The 24,733-nt window shown below is 59.8% G+C and carries 22 protein-coding genes and 3 tRNA genes; 21 read left to right on the forward strand and 4 right to left on the reverse strand.

All coding sequences use genetic code 11. The features are described from left to right. Positions 1-37 precede the first annotated feature (37 nt). A complete protein-coding gene (locus H9S92_RS10435; RefSeq protein WP_187466655.1) occupies positions 38-1,243 on the reverse strand; it encodes a M20 metallopeptidase family protein in 1,206 nt (401 codons plus the stop codon). 36 nt (positions 1,244-1,279) lie between these two features. Continuing rightward, complete coding sequence (locus H9S92_RS10440; RefSeq protein WP_187466656.1) at positions 1,280-3,310, reverse strand: peptidylprolyl isomerase; 2,031 nt, start codon at positions 3,308-3,310, stop codon at positions 1,280-1,282. Between the two features lie 213 nt (positions 3,311-3,523). On the opposite strand from H9S92_RS10440, the gene H9S92_RS10445 reads away from it, so the two are divergent. Both H9S92_RS10445 and H9S92_RS10450 read left to right on the forward strand, forming a co-directional pair. Further along, positions 3,524-3,907 (forward strand): YkvA family protein, encoded by a 384-nt coding sequence (locus H9S92_RS10445; protein WP_187466657.1) that lies wholly within the window; start codon positions 3,524-3,526, stop codon positions 3,905-3,907. A gap of 36 nt (positions 3,908-3,943) precedes the next feature. Next, positions 3,944-5,260 (forward strand): Pycsar system effector family protein, encoded by a 1,317-nt coding sequence (locus tag H9S92_RS10450; protein WP_187466658.1) that lies wholly within the window; start codon positions 3,944-3,946, stop codon positions 5,258-5,260. An 81-nt stretch (positions 5,261-5,341) separates the two neighbouring features. On the opposite strand, the gene H9S92_RS10455 is transcribed toward H9S92_RS10450, so the two are convergent. Further along, on the reverse strand, positions 5,342-8,284 hold the full coding sequence (locus H9S92_RS10455; RefSeq protein WP_187466659.1) for a DEAD/DEAH box helicase: 2,943 nt from the start codon (positions 8,282-8,284) through the stop codon (positions 5,342-5,344). A 172-nt stretch (positions 8,285-8,456) separates the two neighbouring features. Between H9S92_RS10455 and H9S92_RS10460 the strand changes: the two genes are divergently transcribed. The 12 genes from H9S92_RS10460 (at position 8,457) to H9S92_RS10515 (ending at position 17,016) form a co-directional block, all read left to right on the forward strand. After that, the gene (locus H9S92_RS10460; protein ID WP_187466660.1) at positions 8,457-9,296 is read left to right on the forward strand and encodes a CPBP family intramembrane glutamic endopeptidase; all 840 of its coding nucleotides are present in this window, start codon (positions 8,457-8,459) and stop codon (positions 9,294-9,296) included. Between the two features lie 148 nt (positions 9,297-9,444). Then, positions 9,445-9,521, forward strand: a tRNA-Arg gene (locus H9S92_RS10465). A gap of 100 nt (positions 9,522-9,621) precedes the next feature. Further along, complete coding sequence (gene rpmB, locus H9S92_RS10470) at positions 9,622-9,870, forward strand: 50S ribosomal protein L28 (RefSeq protein WP_187466661.1); 249 nt, start codon at positions 9,622-9,624, stop codon at positions 9,868-9,870. Positions 9,871-9,884: 14 nt separating this feature from the next. Then, complete coding sequence (gene rpmG / locus H9S92_RS10475) at positions 9,885-10,073, forward strand: 50S ribosomal protein L33 (RefSeq protein WP_187466662.1); 189 nt, start codon at positions 9,885-9,887, stop codon at positions 10,071-10,073. A gap of 57 nt (positions 10,074-10,130) precedes the next feature. Then, a complete protein-coding gene (locus H9S92_RS10480) occupies positions 10,131-10,304 on the forward strand; it encodes a DUF4295 family protein (protein WP_187466663.1) in 174 nt (57 codons plus the stop codon). A gap of 211 nt (positions 10,305-10,515) precedes the next feature. Continuing rightward, entirely contained in the window at positions 10,516-11,604 is a 1,089-nt protein-coding gene (gene prfB, locus H9S92_RS10485) for a peptide chain release factor 2 (RefSeq protein WP_187466664.1), read from the forward strand. Between the two features lie 406 nt (positions 11,605-12,010). Further along, positions 12,011-12,100, forward strand: a tRNA-Ser gene (locus H9S92_RS10490). Positions 12,101-12,131: 31 nt separating this feature from the next. Continuing rightward, a tRNA-Pro gene (locus H9S92_RS10495) sits at positions 12,132-12,206 on the forward strand. 332 nt (positions 12,207-12,538) lie between these two features. Then, positions 12,539-13,846: a glutamate-1-semialdehyde 2,1-aminomutase gene (hemL, locus tag H9S92_RS10500; protein WP_187466665.1), complete on the forward strand. Its 1,308-nt coding sequence runs from the start codon at positions 12,539-12,541 to the stop codon at positions 13,844-13,846. Positions 13,847-14,163: 317 nt separating this feature from the next. After that, positions 14,164-14,541: a hypothetical protein gene (locus H9S92_RS10505; RefSeq protein ID WP_187466666.1), complete on the forward strand. Its 378-nt coding sequence runs from the start codon at positions 14,164-14,166 to the stop codon at positions 14,539-14,541. A 141-nt stretch (positions 14,542-14,682) separates the two neighbouring features. After that, the gene (locus tag H9S92_RS10510) at positions 14,683-15,849 is read left to right on the forward strand and encodes a PLP-dependent transferase (protein WP_187466667.1); all 1,167 of its coding nucleotides are present in this window, start codon (positions 14,683-14,685) and stop codon (positions 15,847-15,849) included. Positions 15,850-15,885: 36 nt separating this feature from the next. Beyond that, a complete protein-coding gene (locus H9S92_RS10515) occupies positions 15,886-17,016 on the forward strand; it encodes an NAD(P)/FAD-dependent oxidoreductase (protein WP_187466668.1) in 1,131 nt (376 codons plus the stop codon). A 10-nt stretch (positions 17,017-17,026) separates the two neighbouring features. On the opposite strand, the gene H9S92_RS10520 is transcribed toward H9S92_RS10515, so the two are convergent. Further along, positions 17,027-17,578, reverse strand: coding sequence for a Dps family protein (locus tag H9S92_RS10520; RefSeq protein WP_187466669.1), 552 nt, complete (start codon positions 17,576-17,578; stop codon positions 17,027-17,029). A gap of 474 nt (positions 17,579-18,052) precedes the next feature. Between H9S92_RS10520 and H9S92_RS10525 the strand changes: the two genes are divergently transcribed. From H9S92_RS10525 to H9S92_RS10555, 7 genes are all read left to right on the forward strand, one after another. Continuing rightward, entirely contained in the window at positions 18,053-18,883 is an 831-nt protein-coding gene (locus H9S92_RS10525) for a type 1 glutamine amidotransferase (protein WP_246463792.1), read from the forward strand. Positions 18,884-19,085: 202 nt separating this feature from the next. After that, complete coding sequence (locus H9S92_RS10530) at positions 19,086-20,246, forward strand: acyl-CoA dehydrogenase family protein (protein ID WP_187466670.1); 1,161 nt, start codon at positions 19,086-19,088, stop codon at positions 20,244-20,246. A gap of 29 nt (positions 20,247-20,275) precedes the next feature. Continuing rightward, the gene (locus H9S92_RS10535) at positions 20,276-21,208 is read left to right on the forward strand and encodes a geranylgeranylglycerol-phosphate geranylgeranyltransferase (protein WP_187466671.1); all 933 of its coding nucleotides are present in this window, start codon (positions 20,276-20,278) and stop codon (positions 21,206-21,208) included. 340 nt (positions 21,209-21,548) lie between these two features. Then, positions 21,549-22,094: a phage tail protein gene (locus H9S92_RS10540; RefSeq protein WP_187466672.1), complete on the forward strand. Its 546-nt coding sequence runs from the start codon at positions 21,549-21,551 to the stop codon at positions 22,092-22,094. 125 nt (positions 22,095-22,219) lie between these two features. Continuing rightward, the gene (locus tag H9S92_RS10545; RefSeq protein WP_187466673.1) at positions 22,220-22,765 is read left to right on the forward strand and encodes a phage tail protein; all 546 of its coding nucleotides are present in this window, start codon (positions 22,220-22,222) and stop codon (positions 22,763-22,765) included. 97 nt (positions 22,766-22,862) lie between these two features. Next, positions 22,863-23,651 (forward strand): hypothetical protein, encoded by a 789-nt coding sequence (locus H9S92_RS10550; RefSeq protein ID WP_187466674.1) that lies wholly within the window; start codon positions 22,863-22,865, stop codon positions 23,649-23,651. A 245-nt stretch (positions 23,652-23,896) separates the two neighbouring features. Beyond that, positions 23,897-24,595 carry a hypothetical protein gene (locus tag H9S92_RS10555; RefSeq protein ID WP_187466675.1) on the forward strand — a complete coding sequence of 233 codons (699 nt, stop codon included), beginning with the start codon at positions 23,897-23,899 and terminating at the stop codon, positions 24,593-24,595. Positions 24,596-24,733: the final 138 nt, after the last annotated feature.

The following is a 24,733-nucleotide window of genomic DNA, read 5'->3' on the forward strand; positions in this document are numbered from 1 at the left end:
AGTAGGGCACTTGAACTATCGACTATGAACTAGTGAACTATCGACTATGAACCAAACTCCGCAGTGCCAGCCAGGCCATCAGCCCGGTGCCAGTTTCCAGGCAGCTTTCGTCCACGTCGAAAGTATCGGTATGCACCGGACTATTGATGCCGCGGCCGGCATTGCCCACGCCAAGGCGGTAAAAGCAGGCGGGCAGGTGGTGGGTGTAGAAGGCGAAGTCTTCTCCCGTCATCCGGATGGGCAACTCCACGGCGCGGTCTTCGCCCAGGTAGCGCCGGGCTTCGTCCCAGGCCCAGTTCGTCAGGCCAGGGTCGTTGCGCAGGAAGGGGTAACCGTCGGCAATACGGAGTTCGGCCTGCCCCCCCATGGCGATAGCCAGGCTGCTGACGAGTTGGCGCAGGCGGAGCTTGAGCTCGGCGCGCCAGGCTTCGTCGAGGGTCCGCAGCGTGCCCTGGAGGTGGACGGCATTGGGGATGATGTTGGTCGCTCCCCCCTCGCTTTCGATGCGGCCAAAGGTGAGCACGGCGGGGAGCGTGGGGTCGGTTTGCCGGCTGATGAGTTGTTGTACGGCGGTGATGATGTAGGCACTGATCACCACCGGGTCTACCGCCTGGTGAGGCATTGCTCCGTGGCCTCCGCGACCACGTACGGTGAGGTAGAGCTCATCGGTGCTGGCCATGTAAATGCCTGGCCGGAAGCCCACCGTCCCCGCCGGCAAGGGCGGGTGGACGTGCTGGCCAAAAATGGCGGCCGGACGGGGATTTTCCAGCGCCCCGTCGCGGATCATCAGCGTCGCTCCGCCGGGCAGCAGTTCTTCGCCGGGTTGGAAGAGGAACCGTACGGTACCAGCAAAGTGCTGGCGCAGGCCTTGCACAATCCGGGCGGTTCCCAGTAAGCTGGCGGTGTGTACATCGTGGCCACAGGCGTGCATCACCCCCGGGTTCTGGGAGCGGTATTCGACTTCGTTGGCTTCCTGAATGGGCAGGGCGTCGGTGTCGGCACGCAGGGCAATGGTGGGGCCACTGCCCTGTTCGCCCTGGATTTCGGCAATCAGGCCCGTCCCGCCGGCGCTGCGGTGGGCAATGCCCAGGTCCGTCAGGCGGCTGGCCAGATAGCGCTGGGTGCTGACCTCCTGGAAGCTCAGCTCCGGGTGGGCGTGGAGGTGCCGACGGTCGGCGACCACCGCCGCTTGGTGCGCGGTGGCTGCATCGGCAATGCGTTGTTGGAGGTCGGGGTGGGGCACGGCAAAAAAGCTTTGGTGAAAAAGAATAGCGGCGTCTTAGCGCAGCTGGATGCTTTCGATCTTCGCCCCCTGGGTGAGGGCATCCACCACCGCCTGGCCTTCGATGACTTCCCCGAAGCTGGTGTAATTGTCGTTGAGGTGGGGCGTGGGGCGGTGGGTGAAGAAAAACTGGACGCCCTCGGTGTCCTTTCCGGCGCTGGCCATGCCGATGAGGCCGGGCCGGTCCCAACGCACGCCGGGCACCTCCGTGCGGAGGCTGAAGGCTTCCGAGCCGAAGCCGTCGCCGATGGGGCCACCGCCCTGGGCTACGAAATTGGGCACCACCCGGTGGAAAATTTTGCCGTCGTAGTAGCCGGCCTTCACCAGCTCGAGGAAACTGGAAACCGTGGCTGGCGCAACGTCGGGCCACAGCTTGATCACGATGCGGCCGGCACTGGTACGGAAGACGACCTCCCGGCCCGCATCGGCCCCCAGCAGCCCCCAGTCGATGGCCTTGGCCGGTGCCCCGGCAGTGTAGGGTTCCGGTGCGGGCTCACCGGCGAGAGCCGCGCGGGCGGCATCGACGGCCCGGTAAGTTTCGATGTCCCGTGGAAGTTCAAAAGCGTCCAGGCTGGCCCGCAACCAGTCGAGCTCGAGGTAGAGTGGCCGGTAAATGGCTCCTTGTTCTTCCAGGGCCTCGGCGGCGTAGAAGGCGGGCCCAACGGCGCGGCTCTGGATCATTTCCCGGAAGTAAACGGAGAGATCGAGGCGCACCCGCCGGGCACTGCCGCGGAAAAATTCGTCGAAATCTTTGCGGGAACTGATTCCCCGCAACGCCAGGGCAGCGGCGGTGCGCACGGGCGCCTGGTTGGTTTGCTGGTAAAGCTCGTAAATGGTGCGGTAGTTCCAGGGGAATTCGCCGAGGGCGCGCAGGATGTCGGCCCGCTGCACCACATCGTTGGTATTGGCATAGGCCCGTTGGAGATCGTAGTTGATCCGGCCCCGGTAGTCGGTCAGGTAGAGGGCCAGGTGGCGGTTGGCGGCAGCGGAAAGGACATGACTGATGTCGGCCTGGCTGGAATCCCGCGCCAGCTGGTGGTAGAAAGTGGCGTCGGCTTCGGTACCGTTGGCCAGCAAAAATTCCGCTGCGGTGCGTCGGACGAGCGGGTGGGCATCGCGAAGGGTTTCCACGACGGGTTCACGGATGGAGGCGTAGTCAAACCCCGCCAGGGAAAGGATGATCTCGTTGCGCACCCGCCAGTCGGCAGCCGAACGTAAGGTCCGCAGCAGCGCGACCCGGGCGGCAGGTACTTTGCTGCGGCCGAGGGTGCGGACAATGGCCATGAGCACGTTGGGGTCCGTTTCCGTACGCAGGGCTTCGCGCAGCTCATTTTCCCAGCGGGCGGCGTTGGGGATGGCGAAGCGGTGCAGGTAAAAGGCGGCGGGCTGGCGCACGCGCGGGGGCGTCTGCGGATTGAGCAGCCACTTTACCAGAAGGGAGTCGCCCGCCGGCGTTTGCAAACCCCGCCGGGCGAAGTAGAACAGGCTCCAGGCCTGGCCCGCGTTGAGCGCCGTATCGCGGGCGGTGTAAGTCTTGATGTTCGCTACCTGCAGCAGTACGCTGGAATCCCCCGTCTTGCCAACGGCGGCCAACAGGGCAGCGTTGTAATCCCGCAGCATCCCACTGGTGTCGAAAGCGGCGGCGAGTTGGGTGGCTATCTCCGGTCCGCCCCCCTGGCCCAGGGCGTAGGCGGCGGCGCTGCGGACCAGCTCGTTGCGGTCGCCCAGAAGGGTCTGCAGGCTATCGATGGCCAGCGGCGCGACCTCCGGGAATGAGCCAAATGCCCGGGCTGCCAGGTAGCGGTAGCTCGGGTTGCCGGCGCTCAGGTAATACAAAAGGCTATCGCTTTGCCGCGCATTCTGGTGGTCGTAGATGCGTCGGCTGGTGGCATCGTTGAGGTCCACCACCACGCCAGCGTAGACTTCTTCTCCCGGAGGAACACAGGCGTAGGTGGCCAGCCAAAGGCCCAGGAGTGCAAGCAACCGAACCAAAAAAACAGAAGGGGAATTGCCCGAAAGCAGGTACATGCGAAATCTTTTAGGGATCGTGGGGGCTAAGGTAAGGATAAGTGGCTCGCCCATTCTCCCTTTCAGCGGGGGTGCGGCACCCGGCCCGGGTCTACCCCCCAACCCCCGGCCACTGCAAGACCAAATTGGCCAGCCATTGAGCCAAAACCGGCCTTCGTGCGTTTTCTACCCGTACCTGCTTCCTACCCTAACCTGCTTTAAGCTCCGCCAGGCATGAAAAAAATAGATCGCTACCGTCGTGTGTTCAGTGAATCCCGCTTCTGGGCCAAGCTGAAGCATTTCGCTACGGCCGCCGGGCTCAAGACGGTGTATACGGCACTGTTACTCTACTACGCCTACCGCCGCAAAGAAACGCCCGCCTGGGCCAAACGGCTCGTGTTGGGTGTGCTGGGGTACTTCATCATGCCCATTGATATGATACCCGACCTGGGTTTTTTGATTGGCTATACCGATGACCTGGGGGTGCTGAGCTTTGCCCTGGTTACGATTGCAGGCTTCGTCAACGCTGACGTCCGGGCCAACGCCCGCGAACGCCTGACCACCTGGTTTCCTGCGGCCGATGAGACGATTCTCAGCGAAGTTGACAAGAAACTCTAGCAATCCTGGGCTGGCGGGCAGTACCTTGTGGGGGCTATGAGTCAAATTGCCGAAACGACTACCCTGCTGCACTCCGTAGAAGCTTACGTCGAGCAGTTCATCAAGGAAAACGTCGACCCCAACTTCGTGTACCACAATTTTCAGCACACCTGCGCGGTAGTAGCAACGGCTACCGAATTGGCGGAGTACTACGACGTTAGCGCCCAAGACCGGCTGGCCATCATCCTCGCGGCCTGGTTTCACGATACCGGATACGCCGGGGGGTGGGAAAAGCACGAGGAACGCAGCGTACAGGTGGCCCTGGATTGGCTCGCCAGCCAGGGAGTAAGCGACCAGGAACTGCTCAACAACGTCAGTGGCTGCATCATGGCCACGCGCATGCCCCAGCAACCCCGCAATTTCCTCGAAGAAATTGTGGCCGATGCCGACCTGAGCCATCTCGGCGACGTCAGTTACTGGGACCGCTGCGGGCGCGTCCGCCAGGAATTCAACCTCACGCGCAACCACGTAATGTCGGACCAGGAGTGGATCGATTTCGAGCTGGACTTTATGGTCCACCACGAGTACCACACCGAGGCCGCCCGCGAACTTTTCGGCGACCGCAAAAGCAAGCACCTCCAGCAACTCTACAAACGCAAAAAAGCCCTGTTCCCAGACCAGACCCCCACGAACCTACAGGAACTGGAGTTCTCCAAAAAGAACCGCAAACAACTCAAGAAACTCAAAAAGGCCGTAGCCAAAGCCCGCCGCGACGAAGACCCCGACTTCAAACCCGGCCGCGGCGTGGAAACCATGTACCGCGCCACCTACCGCACCCACGTCAACCTCAGCAGCATCGCCGATAACAAGGCCAACATCATGCTCTCGGTCAATGCCATCATCCTCAGCATCGTGGCGGCCAACCTCTTCCCTAAACTCGACGCCAATCCCCACCTGACGGTACCTACCGTGGTCCTGGTGGGCGTTTGCCTCGCTTCCCTGTTTTACGCCATCCAGGCCACCCGCCCCAAGGTAACCGAAGGCAAAAGCAGCCTCGAAGACATCAAAGCCCGCCGCAGCAACCTGCTCTTCTTCGGGAACTTCTACAGCATGCCCATTGACGACTTTCACTACGGCATGATGGAAATGATCCGCGACGAAGACTTCCTTTACTCCTCCATGACCCGCGATTTATACTACCTGGGCGTCGTGCTGGCCAAAAAGTACACTTTCCTGCGCATCTGCTACAACATCTTCCTCTTCGGCATCATCGTCGCCGTGGGCGCTTTCGTCATTGCCGTAGTCATCGATAATGCCGCTAATGCCCAGGCCGACCTTCCCCTGGAACTTCTCGCCCCGGAGTTGCTGGAGTAGCCAGGGCGCGGCCGCAGGTGCCAGGGAAGTCGTTCGGTAGCAAAGGAGAGGCCATGTTTTGTCGCTGGCGGGGGCAGCGCTTCAGGTCAGCAAAAATTCCAGTTCCCCCCGGTCAAAATCCAGGCCGCCTTCGGTGCCGATGATGTCGTCGGCCAGTTGCTTTTTGCGTTGTTGCAGGCGGTTGATCTTTTCCTCGATGCTGTCTTTGGTCAGGAACTTGCGGGCGAAGACGTTGCCCTGGCGGCCAATGCGGTGGGCACGGGCGATGGCCTGGTCTTCGATGCTGGGGTTCCACCAGGGGTCGAGGATGAAGACGTAGTCGGCCGCCGTCAGGTTTAGTCCCGTACCTCCGGCTTTGATGGAGATGAAAAAGGTCTGCACGGTAGGGTCCTCCTGGAATCGCCTGACTTCCCGCGCCCGCGTTTTGGCATCTACCTGGCCGGTGATCCAGGCGAAGGGCTCATTGTTGGCCCGCAGTTCTTCGCGGAACAGCTCCAGGTGCCGCACCATGCTGGAAAAGATGAGCACCTTGTGACCCGCCCGGCGTACGGTGTTCCACTGCCCGAGGACTTCGTCGAATTTTCCGGAAGACTTATCGTAGTCCTCCTCCAGCAGCACGGGGTGGTTGGCCAGTTGGCGCAGGCGGGTGAGCGTCTGGACCACCCGCAGCTGGTACTGTCCGTCGTTGGGGGCGAAGTTGCCGAGCAGGGCGTTGCGGGCGGCGGATTTTTCGCTCTCGTAGGCTTTGCGCTGCGCACCGCTCATTTCGCAGTAGTAGAGCTGGACGTCGAGCTCCGGCAAATCCGGAGCCACTTCTTCCTTGGTGCGGCGCAGGAGGTGGGGCCCGACGAGCTGCCGCAGCTGGCTTTTGCGGGCCTCGTCGTTGTGCACTTCGATGGGGGTGATGAACTCCTGCTTGAAAAATGCGTAGTGCCGCAGCAGGCCGGGGTTGATGAATTGCATCTGCGACCATAAGTCGGAAAGCGAATTCTCAATGGGGGTGCCGGAGAGGCTGATCCGGTGGGGGGCGTGGAGTTCGTTGAGGGCCTTGAAGACTTTGCTCTGGCGGTTCTTGATCTGCTGGCTTTCGTCCAGGATGATGTACGTAAAGTCGATTTCCCGCAGCACACTGACGTCCCGCAGCGCCGTCTGGTAAGTCGTCAGGAGCACATCGAAGCGCCGCAGTACGCGGGCGTCGCGGGTGCGGTGCTGGCCGGTGTGGGTTTCCACCGTGAGGCTGGGGGCGAAGCGGGCCAGCTCGTTGCGCCAGTTAAAGACCAGGGAGGCGGGCAGGACGACGAGGGCGCGTAGGGGTTGGAGGAACTGCTCATCGGCGGCGGGGGCGGCGAAGAGGTCGAGTTGGCTGGCGGGACCTCCCTTGCTCTTGGGGGCTTCCGTGGCACCTGCGTCCGCGCCCACTCTTTCTTTGGCGTAGAGGAGTGCGGCGATGGTCTGGAGGGTTTTGCCCAGGCCCATATCGTCGGCCAGGCAGGCTCCCAGTTGCTCGTGGTAGTGCCGCACCAGCCAGCGGGCCCCCTCGAGTTGGTAAGGCCGGAGCGTGGCATGGAGGCGGGCGCTCGGTGCGAAAGCCTCCGCCAGGCGCTGGGCCTGCTCCGTATCCGCGCCACCTAGGCCGAGGGGCGCCAGCAGCGGAGCCTGGCTGCGGGCCAGCCGCACCTTTTTTCCCTCCACCCGCGCAAACTGGAGGCTGGGCCGGTAGCGCGCAAACCATTCGTCGGGGATGAGAAAGAGGTCGCCGTCGGGCAGCGGAAAGCGCCGCTCCTCGCGCTGGATGTAGCGGACAAACTTATGGAAAGGGATCTCGTGGGGACCAATCACCACGGTGCCGTGCAGGTCCAGCCAGTCGTTTTCGGCTTCCATTTCCAGGCTGATCGTCCCCTGGTACGCACTGATGCGCTGTCCGTTTTCTTCCGGCGGTACCACTTCAATGCCGAGGGCCCGGAGTTCCACTTCGTTTTCCAGCAGCCAGCGGGGCGCGGCAAAGGCATCGTCTTCCGGCGTCCGGAAGGCGTTGCCGACGGGCAGGGCACTGACGCCCAGCGCCAGCAGAGGCTGCAACAGGGCCTCTTCGGCGGCGGGGTTGCGGACGATGCGCGCCAGGCGGTAGGGCGGCTTGAGGTTGTGCACCACCGCCGTAGCTTCTGCGGCCCCCACGGCAAAAAACTTGCCACCGTAGCCAAACTCGGGGTAGAGGTAAAAACGGCCCTCGAAAGGGTGGGGGCGGGCCGCCAGGCGCAGCACCTCCGGCTCCGCAAAGACGGCATACTGGAAACCGTGGGCCACGATGGGGTTGTGCTCGGCCACCCGTACGATGTAGTCGCGCCAGAATTTTCCCACTTCCGCGCCTTCCAGGTGCACCAGGTCTTTGCTCAAAAAGGGCTTCAGGTGGCTGCCATTGAGCTGCCCTAACTGCGTGAGTTGCTTATCCAGCACCAGCCAGCCCGGCGTAGGGTGGTTGGTCAGGATTTTAATGTCGTGGTGGCGGACGGGGCTGCGTTGCCCGTCGTGCGCCTCCAGCTCCAGCCGAAAGTCGAGGCCCGCATCACTAAGGTGGAAGGTGAGCCGCGGCTGGTAGGGCACCGGGGCGAAGGGCGTCACGAAAGGTTCGGGCTCTTTGCGGGGGTCAAGCCCCACGGAAACGGCCCAGCCGTGCTGCTGGCACAGGCTGAGCACCTCGGCGGAGCGGTGGTGGATGTAGCGGATGACGTTGCTGCGTTCCTTGCTTTTGTCAGAGAGCAAACCCGCCAGGGTAGGCATGATTTTGGCGCCCTTGCGGTGGGCTTCGGCAACGTTCTGGTGGCGCAGGCCTTCCACCAGCGCGAGGGCCCGTTCCAGGGGCGGCGTCAGGGTAATGTCGTACACGCCGAGCTCGCGCGCGTTGGCGGTGTGGTGCACGTGCGCCAGGCGGCCCACCTCGTTGCGGCCCACCACGTAAGCCTTGGGCAGGTAGATGCCGGTGCGGTACTCGAAAAAGTCGAAGAGGATTTCCGGGGTCAAAGACACGGCGGGGTTTTTTCTTGGGGCGTTGCGAAAGCCGGCAAAGGTAGCGCAGCCCTGCAATGGCGGAGGTCAATCCCGGGTTTTCTTTTTGGTGCTTTTGCGTTACTTTTTTGCTGGCGGACGGCGGGGCCTTTCACGGGTTTTTTGGGGCGGATGGGGCGTATGCTGCGCTTTGTTGCTACAATTGCTCCGGCAAGGCCACGAACTTTTGCCCGCCGACGTTAATTGTTCAGGTCGCGCCGCCCGCGGCGCTTGCTTTTCCGTACGTAACTCCATTAAAACCACGGCCATTTCGTTCGCGCTTCACCTGTTGTTTTTCTTGCTCGGCATCGTCTTGCCCGGCGTCCTCTTTCTGGCCAGCTACCGCCGCCGGGCGGGCGGGCGTACGCTGCACTGGACGCAGCGCATGAAAACCCACCTATATTATGGTAATGGCCTCCTGCTCTGGGGGCTGGCCGGACTGGTCATCGGTGTGTGGTGGCTCTCGGGGAGACCGCTTACCGACATCGGGCTGGGCTGGGGTGCGGCTCCCTACGATCTGGCGGCAGTGCTGGTGCTGGCCGGTTTCGTGCTTGTGTACCTGTTCGACATCCTGCGCGAGGCGGGCAGCGCGGAACAGCGGGAGGCTACCCGGCAGGAGTTCGCCCGCCTGGGCTTCATGCCGGCTACGGCCACGCAGTTTCTCAATTTCACCTTCCTGGCCGTGGCGGCCGGGGTGGGGGAGGAGATCGTCTACCGGGGTTTTATGGTGACGTATTTGCGGGAGGTGCTGGGCACCTCTCCGGCGGCGGTGGTGGCCTCTTTGGTCTTGCCTGCGCTGGCCTTCGGCCTTGGCCACTTCTACCAGGGCGGGCGGGCCGTGCTGAAGATCGTGGTGATGGCCATCCTTTTTGGCTTCTTTTTCCTGCGCACACAAACGCTCTGGCCCCTCATGCTCTTGCACACGGCCATCGATGTCTTCGGCGGCCTCACGAGCTGGTACCTCCAGGCCGGGGAAGATCAGCGTGCAGTTTAGGCCACAGGGGCGCGGCCGCAGGATGCCAGGCCCGTCGCGCTGAACAGCGAGGAAAGGCGAAAACAAAAAAGCAACTAAAATTTTTCCTGGTGTGTTTGTGTAATTCAGGCGGGGGAATTACCTTTGCACCCGCTTCGAGAGAAGAGATGGCTGTGTAGCTCAACTGGATAGAGCATTTGACTACGAATCAAAAGGTTTCAGGTTCGAATCCTGACACGGTCACCAAGGTACACGTTTAAGTTTTTCACTTTTGTTGTACGCTTTTTAAGCAGGCCAAGGTCTGCTTTTTTATTCTGGGCCATTGGCCGCATAAACGCAAGCAGCGATGTCTAAAGTTTGTAATTTCACGGGCAAGAAGCCAATCAGCGGCAACAATGTTTCGCACTCCAACCGGAAAACGAAGCGTCGCTTTGTGCCCAATATCCAAAAGAAGAAGTTTTTCGTTCCTGAAACGGGCGAATTCGTAACCCTCCGTATTTCTACCTCCGCCATGCGGACCATCAACAAACTGGGCGTTTTCGCTTACGTGAAGAAGTTGGAATCCAAGGGCATCGAAACCGGCGTTAAGCTCTAAACTACCCCCCAACCATGGCTAAGAAAAGCAAAGGCAACCGCAACCTGATCGTTCTGGAGTGCACCGAGCACAAGACCAGCGGCCAGCCCGGCACCAGCCGCTACGTTACCCAGAAGAACCGGAAGAACAGCCCCGACCGTCTGGAACTGAAAAAATACAATCCGATCCTTCGGAAGATGACCGTTCACCGGGAAATCAAGTAATTCGCTCAACTATCCCGCGCGGCGTTTGTCGTTAAAGGGTACCAAACCACTTTTACCATGGCTAAAGTATCGAAAAACTCACGGGTAGGTCAGCGTGCCGCCAACGCCGGCTCCGGCCGTGACTTCATCAAGGTTGTCCAGTCCGTCAAAGACCCCGTTACGGGAAAGTACTCCTACAAGGAGGTGATGATCCACAAAGACAAGCTGGAAGAGTTCATGAAAGACAAGTAAACCGTCTTTCCTCCTTCCAGTAACTTCGGTTATCCCCCCCCGAAAGGCCCGCAACGCAACCGTTGCGGGCCTTTTGCGTTGGAATTCGGACAAGTCTCAGGCAACGGATTATTGCGCCTTAACCCGCTTTTCCGCTGCCTGCCCCCTCTTACCTATCTTCGCGTTCTTCCCTCCTTTGTAGGGGGAGCCACCTCGCCTCCTTTCGCCTACCATGACCAACGAACAATTAAAGGCCCTCAAAGACCGTCTGGCCCTCCTCAAAGGCTACCTGAACGTGGAGCAGCGCAGCTTCCAGCTCGAAGACCTCACCCAGCAGAGCCTCAACCCCAATTTCTGGGACGACAGCAAGGCCGCCGAAGTCATCATGAAGCAGGTCCAGAGCCACAAGAGCTGGATCGGCCAGTACCAGAAAGTCGCCGAGCGCGTCGATGAGCTGGAAATCCTCCAGGAGTTCCTCCGCGAAGGCGAAGGCACCGAAGAAGAGCTCGACGCCCGCTACGCCGAAACCGTCGATATCCTCGACGACGCCGAATTCCGCGCCACCCTCAACCGACCGGAAGACGAACTGGGCTGCATCCTCCAGATCAACGCCGGGGCCGGGGGGACGGAGGCCAACGACTGGGCGGAGATGCTGCTGCGCATGTTCACCATGTACGCCGAAAAACACGCAGGCTTTCAGGTTTCCGTCGCTAACCGCAACGAAGGCGACGTGGCGGGCATCAAATCGGCCACCATCGAGATCATTGGCGACTTCGCCTACGGCATGCTCAAAGGCGAAAACGGCGTCCACCGCCTGGTGCGCATCAGCCCCTTTAACGCCCAGGGCAAACGCCAGACGAGTTTTGCCTCCGTCTTCGTCCACCCCCGCGTCGATGATACCATCGAGGTAGAGATCAACCCCGCCGACCTCAGCTGGGATACTTTCCGGGCCTCCGGTGCCGGTGGACAGCACGTCAACAAGACCGAATCGGCCGTCCGCGTCACCCACGCCCCCACGGGCATCATCGTCGAATGCCAGGAGGAACGCAGCCAGCACCAGAACCGTGAACGGGCCATGAACATGCTCCGCAGCCGCATCTACGAGCTCGAACTCCAGAAACAGCAGGCGGAAAAGGACGAAATCGAAGCCAACAAGACCGCCAATGAGTGGGGCAGCCAGATCCGCTCCTACGTCCTCGACGACCGCCGCGTCAAAGACCACCGCACGGGCTGGCAAACGTCCCAAACCGACGCCGTGCTGGACGGCGACCTCGAAGGCTTCCTCAAAGCCTACCTCCGCTGGAGCGGAGAAGCGAAGTAAGGCGTTTTGATAGGGGGCACCAGCCTGCCCGGACCCTTGAAACCAGCCACCAAAAGTTTTTTGGAAATTAATCTCCCCTAGCCTAGGATATTTCGCAAGTGGCCTTAAATTTGCGTCCGCTTTGGGGGAGAGGTGCCAGTACGGTGCAACTTCCGGCCACGAAAAGTCGTTGGCCAACGAGCGGACAACTGGAGATGTGGGTGAGTGGCTGAACTTTCTCACGCGTAGCGTAAACCACCGGTTTGCTAAACACTCCAGCCCCAAGAAGACGTCTTGGGCAGCATGTTTTCTCATTACTGGAGATGTGGGTGAGTGGCTGAACTTTCTCACGCGTAGCGTAAACCACCGGTTTGCTAAACACTCCAGCCCCAAGAAGACGTCTTGGGCAGCATGTTTTCTCATTACTGGAGATGTGGGTGAGTGGCTGAAACCACCGGTTTGCTAAACCGACGTACCTTCACCGGTACCGCGGGTTCGAATCCCGCCGTCTCCGCCACAGTTTGTTGAAGCGAAGTTACTTCGTTTCTCGGGGCATAGCGCAGTCCGGTTAGCGTGCCTGCTTTGGGAGCAGGAGGCCCCAGGTTCGAATCCTGGTGCCCCGACATACTTACTTAGTAAAGCCCCTGACTATCAATTAGTTAGGGGCTTTCTGCTTTACTCCGGGGACAGATAAGGGGACGATTATACTTTTTTGAGGTGAAAAGGGGGCGTTTCGGCCCTGTGTTACACTTCGCCGCACAGCGGCTCCACCATTTGGCACCTCGGCTACGTCGATGAGCCAGGGGGAAGAGGGCACGTTTCCTGCGCCGTAAAACGTCTTGACCTCAGCGCGCCACCACCCCAGTGTAAAAATCCCCTCCACACCTGGTGCCGCCCCCGGCAAGCTCCAACTTTGCTTTACCTTGCGGCCCTAAAGCAAAACCCACCCTGCCAGATGCAGTACGAGCAACGCATTCCCCGCCAAACTTCCGCCGACCTGTTTGAGGAAGCCAAGGGCTACTTCCCCGGCGGCGTCAACTCTCCGGTGCGCGCTTTTCGTAGCGTCAGCGGTCCGCCGCTGTTCATCCGGGAGGGGAAAGGGAGCCGGATGTGGGACGAAGACGGCAACGAATTCATCGACTTCTGTTGCAGCTGGGGGCCGCTCATCCACGGCCACGCCCACCCCTACATTCAGGAAAAGGTGATGGAAACGGTAGCCAGGGGAACCAGCTTCGGCACCCCCAACCGCCTCGGCAACCAACTGGGTAAGCTCATTCTGGACAACCACCCCTACCTGGAGCGGCTGCGTTTTGTCAGTTCCGGGACGGAGGCGGTCATGTCGGCCCTCCGCCTGGCACGGGGGGTGACGGGCAAGAACAAGATCCTGAAATTTGACGGTTGCTACCACGGGCACGTGGATAGCCTGCTGGTCAAGGCGGGTTCCGGCCTGGCAACGTTCGGTACCAGTTCTTCGGCGGGCGTACCGGAGAACGTGGCCAAAGACACCCTCATCATTCCCCTCAACGACCGCGACCTCCTCGAAGCCACCCTGGCCCAGCACGCCCACGAAATTGCCTGCATCATCGTGGAACCCATCCCCGCCAACAACGGCCTGCTGATCCAGGACCGCAGCTGGCTGGAGTGCCTCCGCATCAAGGCCTGGAAACACAACGTGCTGCTGATTTTCGATGAAGTGATCTCCGGCTTCCGCGTCGGGTTCACGGGCGCGGCTGGCTACTACGACGTGCAGCCTGATATCATCACCTTCGGAAAAGTCATTGGCGGTGGCTTTCCGGTGGGGGCTTACGGTGCCAGCAAAGCCATCATGGACCACATCGCGCCCGAAGGCCCCGTCTACCAAGCCGGTACCCTGAGCGCCAACCCCGTTGCCATGGCGGCCGGACTGGCGGCGCTGGAGCTCTGCCTGACCCCCGGCTTTTACGAATTGCAGGCGGAGAAAACCCACGCAATGGCCACCGCCATTGAGGCCTACGCCCGGCAGCGCGGCTACCCCCTGCACGTCCCCCACATCGGCTCCATCTTCTGGCTGGCCTTCGGGACGGAAAGAATTACGCGCTCCGACCAGATCGACGCGGCCAACATGCAGTACTTCAAGACCATCCACCACGAATTGCTCCAAACCGGGATTTACCTGGGGCCGAGTGGCTACGAAGTCGGTTTTGTCTCGGCCGCCCATACGGTGGCTGACCTGCAAGAGGCCGTTGGGAAAATCTGCGCGGCGATGGATGTGGCGTTTTGGTAGTTGGATGTGTGATGTCGGATGTGTGATGTCGGATGTGTGATGTCGGATGTGTGATGTCGGATGTGTGATGTCAGATGTGTGATGTCGGATGTGTGATGTCGGATGTCAGATGTGTGATGTCGGATGTGTGATGTCGGATGTGTGATGTCGGATGTGTGATGTCGGATGTGTGATGTCGGATGTGTGATGTCGGATGTGTGATGTCGGAGGTTGAGGTTGGGTGGGGATTTTGTCCCTGAAAAACTTTGGCTTGGCCGGGATTGGCGATACCAGAAATTGCGCGTATCATGGCGGGGCAAACCGTAAAAAGCTCGAACATGCGTATCCTCCTTTGCCTCTTGGTCCTTTCCATTGCATCCTGCGTTAGCGCCCCAAAAATGGCTCCGCCTGCTTACGCGGGCAGCTGGAACGTGACGGTACTCAACACCCCGCTGGGAACGGTGGAAGGGCAACTGATCTTAACGGGCACCGACGACAACCTGAGCGGGCAGTTCGTGACGCCGGGCGCTACCTACCCCCTGAAAAAAGCCGTGAAAACGGAGAAGGGCCTGAGCCTGGCCTTTTACTTCCCTGACCAGGGCATTGACGTTAACATGGAACTGGATGGCGGCCCGGCGGCGGAAAGCCTGCTGGGGACCACCCTGGGCGAGTACCGCACCACGGCGGTGCGGGCGGTTCCGAAAGCGGCGCAGTAGGCTGACGTGCTGGCCAAAGCAGGGGCTGCAGCACCCGGACCATGATTCCTCACTCCGGATGGACGACAAGGCAGCGGCAGGTGTCCTTTCCCAGGCGTGGCCGGCGGGGTTTATTGTCCTCGCCGGGCGTACTTTTGCGGCATGGAAAACGACTGGCAGCCCGAGACCCGGGCCATCCGCGGGCAAATGGACAAAACGGCCTACGGCGAGCATTCGGCGCCGCTGTTCCTGACGAGCAGTTTCACCTTCGGGGGTGCCGAGGAAATGGCGGCTACCTTCCGGGGGGAGACCGGGCAGATCATCTATTCCCGCTACAACAACCCCAACGTTGATGAGCTGATCGAAAAGGCTTGTGCGTTGGAGGGGACAGCGGCGGGATTTGCAACGGCCTCTGGCATGGCGGCGGTATTTGCCAGCGTGGCGGCGCTTTTGCAGCAGGGCGACCACATCATCGCCACCCGCGCCCTGTTCGGCAGTACCCACCAGCTGCTGACCTCGGTTTTCCCCAAGTGGGGCATCACCTTCAGCTACGTGGAGCCCGATGATCCCGACAGCTGGGCGGCGGCCCTGCAACCCAACAGCCGCATGTTTTTGACGGAAACGCCCTCCAACCCCGGCCTGAAACTGGTAGACCTGGCGGCGGCTGGCGAATTTTGCCAGACGAATGGCCTGCTGTTCGTCGTTGACAACTGCTTCGCCACGCCCTGCCTGCAACGTCCGGCCGACTACGGTGCCGACCTCATCACCCACTCCGCTACCAAGTGGATGGATGGACAGGGCAGGGTGCTCGGCGGTCTCCTGCTGGGCAGCGCCGAGGTGCTGGAGCGGGTCACCTTTTTCTGCCGCCACACGGGGCCGGCAATGGCTCCCTTCAACGCCTGGATCATCTCCAAAAGCCTGGAGACACTGCACGTCCGGATGGAGGCCCACTGCCGTTCGGCGCTGGCGTTGGCTGCATGGTTGCAGGGGCAGGCGGGTGTGGCGGCGGTACACTATCCCTTCCTGCCCAGTCACCCCCAGTACGCCCTCGCCCAACGGCAGATGAAAGCCGGTGGAGGCCTCGTCAGCTTCGAACTGGCGGGCGGCCTGACCGCCGCTCAACGCCTCATCGATAGCGCTCTGCTCTGCACCCGCAGCAGCAACCTGGGCGATACCCGCACCATCCTGACCCACCCGGCCACCACCACCCACGCCAAACTCAGCCCCGAGGAACGTGCGGCGGTGGGCATCAGTGATGGATTGGTCCGCATGAGCGTGGGCCTTGAAGCGCTGGCGGATATTCAGGCCGATTTGCTGCGGGGCTTGTAGCCCACCGCCGTGCCCTAATACGTCAATACCCACCCCATGTCCACGCCTTCCTACTGGGAAACCACTACTTTTTTGCGCCCGGCGGACGTCGTCGTCATCGGTGCGGGCCTTACGGGCTTGCAGGCGGCGCTGGAAATCAAACGCCGGGAGCCGCAGCGCGATGTGCTCGTGGTGGAACGCAGCCCCATCCCCCACGGCGCCAGCACGCGCAACGCGGGTTTTGCCTGCTTCGGGGCACCGACGGAGTTGTTGGCCGATCTGGACGCCTACGGGGCGGAGTCGATGCTGGATACCGTCCGGCAGCGCTACGCGGGGGTCCTGGCACTGGAAAAAAACTTTGCCCACCGGTCCATCGGCTGGGAAAAAACAGGCGGCTATGAAGTGGTGGATGCACCGGAGACGGAGGCGATGTTGCGCGAGCGATTGCCCGCGCTCAATGCCCTGCTGGCCGGGGTAACGGGTGAGCCAGCGACCTGGCGGGAGGTTCCGGGCCGGTCTACCCATCGCCTGACCTTGTTTAACCCCTGCGAGGCCCAGCTGCACCCCGGGCTGCTCGTCACGCGCCTGCTCGAAGATGCGCAGCGGGAAGGGGTGCGCCTGCTCTTCGGGGCGGAAGTGACGCAGTTGGGCGCGGCCGCAGGTGCAGTGGACATTGAACTAGCGGGGCTAGGAACCCTCCGCGCCAGCCAAGCCCTGATCGCCGTCAACGCCTTCGCCCGCAAGCTCCTGCCGGAAGATTTCCCCGAGCACATCCGGCCCGTCCGCAACCAGGTCTTGCTGAGTCGGCCACTGAAAAATTTCCACCTCCAAGGCTGCTACCACTACCACGAAGGCTACGTCTATTTCCGCAACGTTGGCCCGGATCGCCTCCTCATCGGTGGGGCCAGGCACGTGGCGGGTCCGGCCTCGGAGACGGAGGAGTTTGGCTACAATCCCGTGCCGGTCGCCTTTTTGCTGGAAAAGTTGCGGCAGTGGTATCCAGAGCGCCGTTGGGAAGAGGCCGACTTTCCCGTGCGTTGGAGTGGCATCCTGGCCCAGGGGGAAAGCAAAACGCCCATCCTCCGCTTTGCGGAAGAGGGCGTTTTGGTCGCCGGTCGGCTGGCGGGCATGGGCGTTGCGCTGAGCGCAGACCTGGCCCGCCGGGCGGCGGACTTACTGTTGCGTTGAGGTCGGAACCCTAGTGCGCCGCGCTATTCTCCGTATGGAGATAACCGACGGACAGGCTGTCTTCCCCGAGGAAATGCTCCAGGTGATGGGCGCGGTCTTCTATTTTAAAGAGAAAGCCTTCGAGCATTGATTTGGTGCCAAAATCTTCGTGTTCCATCGCTACCTTGATGGATTTGCGGATTTCCACGGCGATTTTGCGCTCGTTTTTCATGTCGTTTTCCAAAGATTCCCGGATGTGGAAGACGTCTTCGGACTCTTGCTCGATGTAGGAAAGCTTCACGTAGTTTTCCAGGCGGGTGGTGGGGGTGTAGCCAAGTAGGGTGATGCGTTCGGCAACGGCATCGAGCTGGAGGTTGACCTCCTCGTAGTGGGATTGCAGGAACAGGTGGAGGTCGCGGAACTGGGGCCCTTCCACGAGCCAGTGGTGTTTGTGATACTGGGCATACATGATCCAGAGGGCGGCCAGGTGGCGGTCGAGTTCCTTGGCTACGGCTTTGCAGGCCTTATCCGTAAGGCCAACTGGGTTACCTTCGTAAGCTTTCTTGCTGCGTAATTTTTCCATTGTTTGGTGATTGGTTAGGATATGTTAACGGAAGTTGGACCGGTGCTTGTTCGGTCAGGCCTCGGGATCAGGGGCAGGATAAAAGCAAAATCTTGCTGCTCCCGCCCGCAGGAAAAAGGCGGATGGCCGACGTTAAGGCGAGACAAAGGATACTCCGCTGCAGCGCTTTGGGCGTCGGATTCGTTCCATCCATCAGCACCGTTTAATTTTCGGGCGGCGGGTTACCTTGTGGCCGCTTACCCGTCTTAGCAAGCGGATTGACCTTCCTCTTTGCAGTCGATGCTGCGGTACCAACGAAGCGACGACTCCCTTACTTTGGCTTTCGCTTTTTCTCAAGAGTGACTCAATAGCATCCCCACTATTCAGCACCTTTTGATGACTGAGTAGCTGGTAATTCAAGTCCCTGCGGGCCCCGGTTTCCCCCCTACCCGCCTTATAACCATATTGAATCTCACGAACTTGCCCCCCCTGACCATGAGCCGTTTACGCCTTGCCATTCTGGACCTTTACAACGGTATTCCCAACCAGGGAATGCGCTGCATCCGTGCCATTGTCGAGCAGTTTGCCGACCGCATTGACTACGAAGTGTTTGACGTTCGGGTGGACGGAAAAGTCCCCGACCTCAGCTTCGACATTTACATCAGTTCCGGTGGCCCCGGCGACCCCCTGGCGGGCGAAGGGCAGGAAGGCTGGGAAGAAGTCTGGAACGGCTGGCTCGACGGCATTTACGCCCACAATGCCAGCAGCCCCAACCGGAAATTCGTATTCCTGATCTGTCACAGCTTTCAAATGGCTGTCCACCACTTCGGTTTGGCTACGGTGACGGCCCGCAAGGGCATCAGCTTTGGCACCTTCCCGATTCACCCGGAGCTGGATGGGAAAGAGGACGTCCTGTTCGGTCCGCTGGAAGATCCCTTCTGGGCGGCCGACTTCCGCCGCTACCAAGCCATTCAGCCGGTGATGGAGCGCTTTGAAGCGACCGGGGCCAAAATCCTGGCCCTGGAAAAAATCCGCCACCACGTAGCGTTGGAGCGGGCCATTATGGCCGTGCGCTGGAGCCCCGAAATTGTGGGCGTGCAGTTCCATCCCGAGGCCGACCCCGAAGGTATGCTGGCCCACTTCAGCCGCCCCGACATTAAGCAGGAAGTGATTGCCGACCACGGGCGCGAGAAGTGGCTGCAGATCATCGAAGACCTGAGTCACCCGGAGCGTATCAGCAAGACCCACGACGCTATTCTGCCCGGTTTTCTGGAGCGGGCCATCGCGGCCCTGGCCCCCGGCACGCCCGTGAACGCCGCCGGGTAAGCAGGGCATAAATGCCGCAACGATCCATTTTGGAGCGGGGTAATCGACACTTTTTTGGTGCTTAGGCGTCGTAAAAAAGCCCGAAACGGGTGAACTCTACGACAAAAGGCTATCTTTAGGCCGGCTAGTGAAAACAAAGCGCTTGCTTTCTGGATTTTACTACCGATAGCCTACTTATTTACCAGCCTTAACCAAAACTGAAATGGTCGATACCGCAACCTTCTCCGCTACCGACGAGCACCTGGCGATGATCCGCCAGAGTGCGCGCGACTTTGCCGAAAGCCGCATCCTTCCCAACGTAATGGAGTGGGACGAAAGTGAAACCTTTCCCCGCGAACTGTTCCGCGAGATGGGGGAGTACGGATTTATGGGGGTACTGGTTCCCGAATCCTACGGTGGCACCGGCCTGGGCTACGCCGAGTACATTACCATTATTGACGAGATTGCCCGCGTTTGCGGCTCGATCGGTTTGAGTGTAGCGGCGCACAATTCTTTGTGTACCAACCACATCCTGAGTTTTGGCTCCGAAAGCCAGAAACGGAAATACCTGCCCAAGCTTGCCACGGGCGAACACCTGGGGGCCTGGGGACTGACCGAGCCCAACACGGGTTCTGACGCCGGCCGGATGCGGACCGTAGCGGTACGGCAACCCGACGGGAGCTACATCCTCAACGGGGCCAAAAACTTCATCACCCACGGCATCAGCGGCGAAGTAGCCGTCGTAATTGCCCGCACCGGAGAGTTACTCGATAGCCACGGCATGACGGCCTTCATTGTGGAGCGCGGCGACGCAGGTTTCCAGGCGGGCAAGAAAGAGCGCAAGCTCGGCATGCGGGCCAGTGAGACGGCGGAAATGATTTTCCAGGACTGCCACCTGCCCGCTGACCGGATCCTCGGCCAGGTAGGAGAGGGCTTCATCCAGAGCATGAAAATCCTCGACGGCGGCCGCATCAGCATCGCCGCCCTCAGCCTGGGCATCGCGCGGGGGGCCTTTAACGCCGCCCTGGCCTACAGCAAGGAACGGGAGCAATTCGGACAGGCCATCAGCCGCTTTCAGGCCATTTCCTTCAAGCTGGCTGACATGGCCACCGAGATCGAGGCCTCCGAACTCCTCACCCGCGAAGCTGGAAGGCTCAAAGACGCCCACCTGCCCGTTACCAAGATTTCCGCCATGGCCAAGCTCTACGCGAGTGAAACGGCCGTGCGGGTAGCCAACGAGGCCGTTCAGATTTTCGGTGGATACGGCTTTACCAAGGATTTCCCCGCCGAGAAATATTACCGCGACGTCAAACTGCTGACCATCGGCGAAGGCACATCGGAGATCCAAAAATTGGTCATTAGCCGAAGCCTTCTCAAGGACTGATTGCTTCGGTCGGCGTATCTTGCCGCCCTATGTCGAGCTTTCCAACCGTGCCGGTTTTGCGCCTTTTCCGCGTCCCCAATCTGGTGGTCGTGGCGCTCACCCAGTACCTGGTGTACTACCGCATCATCTGGCCGGCGCTGGCCAGTGAAGGCATCGAAGGCCTGCTTAGTCCCTGGAAATTTTTTGAACTCTGCACGGTCACCCTGCTCATTACGGCTTCAGGGTACCTGGTCAACGACCTGCAGGACGTAAAAACCGACGAGATCAACCGGCCCGGCACCAACCCCATCGAAGTGCTGGGGCGAGATACGGTACTGTGGTTGTACGCCACTACTTTGCTGGGCGGCTTTCTGGTCAGTTTGCTGCTGGCCTTCCGGCTCAATGAAAAAGCCCTGTTGGTGATTTTTCCGCTGGCCGTGGGCATCCTTTCGGTGTACAGTACGGGGATCAAAAGAATACCCGTGCTGGGGAATTTGCTGGTGGCTTTTTACTGTGCTGGTGTTCCGGGGATTCTGGTCCTCGCCGAACGCAGTAATTTGCGAGCGCTGCTTCTGGTCAATCCGGAACGCGGGATGGATACGCTGCGGATTTGCCTGTTGTTTATGGTTTTTGCCTTCGTTGCAACCTTGTTGCGGGAGTTGGTCAAGGACCTGGAAGACTTGCGGGGAGACGAGGCAGTGGGCCGGCGGACCATACCCGTCATGTGGGGCGTGCCCACGAGCGTGAAGCTGGCGATTGTGCTCGGGGGCATGGTGATTTTTGCCATCCTGAGTCCGCTTTTTCTGGGCTGGCCCGCTTTTATGGCACCGCCCATGGTGGGGTGCATCAGCGTCTTGCTACTGGGCTTGGTGTACATCCTTTTCCGTTTGCAGCGCGCCCGCACCCCCCGCGAGTACCGCCGGCTGAGTACGGAGCTGAAATTCTTCCTGTTGGCGGGGCTGGGCTTGCTGGTCTTTTTCTAAGGCTGGTTTGGGCGCGGCCGCAGGTGCAGGGGAGGGACTAAGGGATTAAGGGGGTAAGGGACTAAGGGACTAAGTGAATAAGGGCGTAAAGGTATAAGGAGTAGACTTACCTTGCTCGTTGTGCTTTTCCTGGCACCTGCGGCCGCGCCCTGATTGCTTCCGTCCCCTGCGATCCCCCACTTTATTAGGTAGAAATACCTATTTTATCCCTACTTTCTTGGTAGATCAACGAAAAAGAGCGTGTTTAGGCGCTGCAACGGGGACTAGTGGTTCCCGGGCGAGAACTTCACCCAGGTGGCAATGGACCATTGCCCTTCTTTCATCCATCAAACCTATTTGTATGGCTACTCCAATTCTTGGCGAGATCCGCCAGTTCGGTTTCAATTTTGCACCGCGTGGCTGGGCATTTTGTAATGGGCAACTCTTGTCCATCGCACAAAACACCGCGCTTTTTTCGCTGTTGGGCACTACTTACGGCGGGAACGGGCAAACCACTTTTGCCCTTCCAGATCTGCGCGGACGGGTTACCTTTACCTATGGCCAGGGGCCCGGTCTGAGCAATTACGCCCAAGGGCAGGTTGGTGGTACCGAATCGCAGACGCTCCTCATCACCCAGATGCCCGGCCACGTTCATGGCCTGAATGCTGGGCGTGTTTCCGTCCCCGCCAGCGCCGAGGACGCCAACCAGGATGAGGCCAGCGGCCACTACCTGGCCAACGGAAACTTCTACCACGCCAACCCGGATGCGGTGTACGGTGGCGGGCCAATTCCGCTGACGGGCACCACTGATCTGGCGGGCGGCACTCAACCCCACAGCCTCATGCAACCTTACCTGGTGACGAATTTCTGTATTGCCTTGCAAGGAATCTTTCCATCACGCAATTAAGGGTTTGTCTGAAGGGCGCTTGCGGTGGGGGAGAAAATTCACCCACCGCAAGCCAACCTTTTTCACATCAAAGCAGGGAGTTATTGCACCTATCGTTCTGACTGTCTGCTGAAAAATAAATTTTTATGGCTACTCCAATTCTCGGCGAAATCCGCCAGTTCGGTTTCAACTTTGCCCCCCGGGGCTGGGCATTTTGTAATGGACAATTGATGTCCATTGCCCAGAACAACGCGCTTTTTGCCCTGCTTGGCACCATCTACGGTGGCGACGGACGCACCACCTTTGCTTTGCCAGACCTGCGGGGTCGGGTAGCGTTTACCTTTGGGCAAGGGCCGGGGCTGAGCAACTACCAGCAAGGGGCACGGGCTGGTGCGGAGACACAAACGCTCCTCCTTACGCAACTGCCAGGACACACCCATGGCCTTACCTCCGGCCGGGTCTCCATCCCCGCCAGCGCCGAGGATGCCAACCAGGATGAGGCCAGCGGCCACTACCTGGCCAACGGAAACTTTTACCACGCCAACCCGGACGCGGTGTACGGCGGTGGGCCGATTCCGCTGTCTGGGTCAACCGACCCGACGGGTGGAAATCAGCCCCACAGCCTAATGCAGCCCTACCTGGTCACCAACTTTTGTATTGCCATCCAAGGGATCTTTCCCTCTCGGAACTAATTGATAGTGGTATGACTTCCGGCGCAGCCCCAGGGTTGCGCCGGAAGTCTGCTGTTCCTTTTTCTCCATTTCGTCCGTAATCCCTAATCATTACACTATGGCCAAATCAAAACTTAAGGCCAAAACATCCACTTTGGCCGAGCTGGCCGCCACCTGGCAACTGTGCCGCACGGAGGAAATTCCGGACTTATTGTACGCCTTTGACAGTGATGAACAGGCGAATACCACAGAGCGGATTGTCACCTTCAATTTAGAGAAGGAGCAGATGCAAATGATTGATGCCACCATTGAGGAGATGACGGCGAATGGTCAGGACTTCAAGCTCCTGGTTCACCTGGGGCTGCGGCCGGGGTACGAAGGGCAGTTTGCGCCCACTACGCCGTTTTTCCAGCCTTTCCTTTCGGTCTTTCCGGTAGGGGGCAAAGACCGCTACGTGAACAGCCATCTTTTTACCTGGGACCCCAACCCGCGTTTCCCTACCAACCCCATTGAATCTACGGAAAGTGGGACGGACGCGATTCCCGGTGCCGGTGCCTTTCTGTTTGTCCACTACTATCTGGAGACGCCGCATTTCGATTTGAGTTCCATCTTCGAGGCAACGGCTTACCAGCTGGGGCGGCGGGTGCGGGCCTACATTTTCAGTGTGGCAGAAAGCAAGGCAATTGGAAAGCGGATTAAAGTCCACCTGCAAGGCACCAAGCCGCGGCTTTCCTTACACCTGGGGCGGGGCATCACGGTGGCTACCCACCCGGTCAGCTTCCGGCCCGTACTGGAGGTAAGCAGTTCGGGGGTAACGAAAAAAGGCGTCAGCATTTTTGCGGATGGCGGCGATGACGGAAGTGATTTTTACGACTTCAGCATGCCGGATCCGCCGCACAGCGCCTAAGAGCGTGTCTAAATTTTTACTTCCTGATAACCAAGCACTTATGGAACCTGGCGTCACAAAAAATGGCTTACGTAGTCCACTATGCGCGCAATTTTTTGTCTAGCCAGAACCATAAGTCATTGATTATCAGTTCTTAAAAATTTTAGACACGCTCTAAGTACCCCAGCAAGCGGAGGGCGGCCGAATGGGGACTGAGCGTTGGGGATTTAATTTGCGATTGAGGGGCGTGCTGACAAGGTGGAGTGATGGAGGAACAGGTATTGCATGCATTTACGAGTGCTTCGGCGTTCAGCTCTGGCTTTACGTTCATCTACGCATTGCTGACAGTGCGGGCCCACTGGCGTGAGTTGTGGCCGCTATCGGCATTGGTATTGGTGTCCGTACTAACGGAGTATTTGGCGAATCCTCAGGTACACCGGGAGCTTTTCGGGACGAGTACCAATTTGCCGGCCTTACACGTGTACACGGCCCTCCAGACCATCCTGCTGCTGCTGGTTTTCCGGGGGCATTTGAGCGCGATGATTAATCCGTGGGCACCGGTAGTATTGATGGTGCTGTTCGGTGTTTTCGCGGCGGTCAATGCCGCATATATTGATGGATTGTATAATTTCAATCCCCACGCCCGGGCGTTGCAAAGTATTATCTTATTGCTGGTCGCTATTTCTTATTTATTTCGCTTGCTGCGGGACAGGGCCTTGCGACGCCTGACGGAAGAATCCTTGTTTTGGGTAAGCGCGGCGCTTATTCTGTACTTTTCGGGGAACTTCCTGATTTTTATGGCCAGTGAGCCGCTGTTGAATGCGCCGGGCTTACTGATTGGCTTGTACTCCATTCACTCGATCCTGAACATTCTGGCGAATTTGCTTTATACGCTGGCGTTTTGTGCGGCATTTCGGAGGTACTGGTTCAGGAGCCTGGAAAATGGGGGAAAGCTGGCGCACTGAGTTGGTGGTAGGTGATGGAAGAAACGAGGGAAGGCAAGTGAGCTACCGCACCTGGCAGGAAGCCGATTCTCCGAGAATCCCCCTCCGGTTGGGGCGGGTAGCTATCCGGTATTTGGCAGGTAGAAATACCTGAAAGCA

The organism is Neolewinella lacunae (assembly GCF_014349155.1).
GTDB classification, from domain to species: domain Bacteria; phylum Bacteroidota; class Bacteroidia; order Chitinophagales; family Saprospiraceae; genus Neolewinella; species Neolewinella lacunae.

Coding starts and splice junctions, on each gene's coding strand:
- H9S92_RS10520 (WP_187466669.1), bottom strand. CDS start 17,578: ATGGAAAAATTACGCAGCAAGAAAGCTTACGAAGGTAACCCAGTTGGC.
- H9S92_RS10445 (WP_187466657.1), top strand. CDS start 3,524: ATGAAAAAAATAGATCGCTACCGTCGTGTGTTCAGTGAATCCCGCTTC.
- rpmG (WP_187466662.1), top strand. CDS start 9,885: ATGGCTAAGAAAAGCAAAGGCAACCGCAACCTGATCGTTCTGGAGTGC.
- H9S92_RS10555 (WP_187466675.1), top strand. CDS start 23,897: ATGGAGGAACAGGTATTGCATGCATTTACGAGTGCTTCGGCGTTCAGC.
- H9S92_RS10510 (WP_187466667.1), top strand. CDS start 14,683: ATGGAAAACGACTGGCAGCCCGAGACCCGGGCCATCCGCGGGCAAATG.
- prfB (WP_187466664.1), top strand. CDS start 10,516: ATGACCAACGAACAATTAAAGGCCCTCAAAGACCGTCTGGCCCTCCTC.
- hemL (WP_187466665.1), top strand. CDS start 12,539: ATGCAGTACGAGCAACGCATTCCCCGCCAAACTTCCGCCGACCTGTTT.
- H9S92_RS10525 (WP_246463792.1), top strand. CDS start 18,053: ATGAGCCGTTTACGCCTTGCCATTCTGGACCTTTACAACGGTATTCCC.
- H9S92_RS10550 (WP_187466674.1), top strand. CDS start 22,863: ATGGCCAAATCAAAACTTAAGGCCAAAACATCCACTTTGGCCGAGCTG.
- H9S92_RS10530 (WP_187466670.1), top strand. CDS start 19,086: ATGGTCGATACCGCAACCTTCTCCGCTACCGACGAGCACCTGGCGATG.
- H9S92_RS10545 (WP_187466673.1), top strand. CDS start 22,220: ATGGCTACTCCAATTCTCGGCGAAATCCGCCAGTTCGGTTTCAACTTT.
- H9S92_RS10450 (WP_187466658.1), top strand. CDS start 3,944: ATGAGTCAAATTGCCGAAACGACTACCCTGCTGCACTCCGTAGAAGCT.
- rpmB (WP_187466661.1), top strand. CDS start 9,622: ATGTCTAAAGTTTGTAATTTCACGGGCAAGAAGCCAATCAGCGGCAAC.
- H9S92_RS10505 (WP_187466666.1), top strand. CDS start 14,164: ATGCGTATCCTCCTTTGCCTCTTGGTCCTTTCCATTGCATCCTGCGTT.
- H9S92_RS10535 (WP_187466671.1), top strand. CDS start 20,276: ATGTCGAGCTTTCCAACCGTGCCGGTTTTGCGCCTTTTCCGCGTCCCC.
- H9S92_RS10515 (WP_187466668.1), top strand. CDS start 15,886: ATGTCCACGCCTTCCTACTGGGAAACCACTACTTTTTTGCGCCCGGCG.
- H9S92_RS10540 (WP_187466672.1), top strand. CDS start 21,549: ATGGCTACTCCAATTCTTGGCGAGATCCGCCAGTTCGGTTTCAATTTT.
- H9S92_RS10440 (WP_187466656.1), bottom strand. CDS start 3,310: ATGTACCTGCTTTCGGGCAATTCCCCTTCTGTTTTTTTGGTTCGGTTG.
- H9S92_RS10480 (WP_187466663.1), top strand. CDS start 10,131: ATGGCTAAAGTATCGAAAAACTCACGGGTAGGTCAGCGTGCCGCCAAC.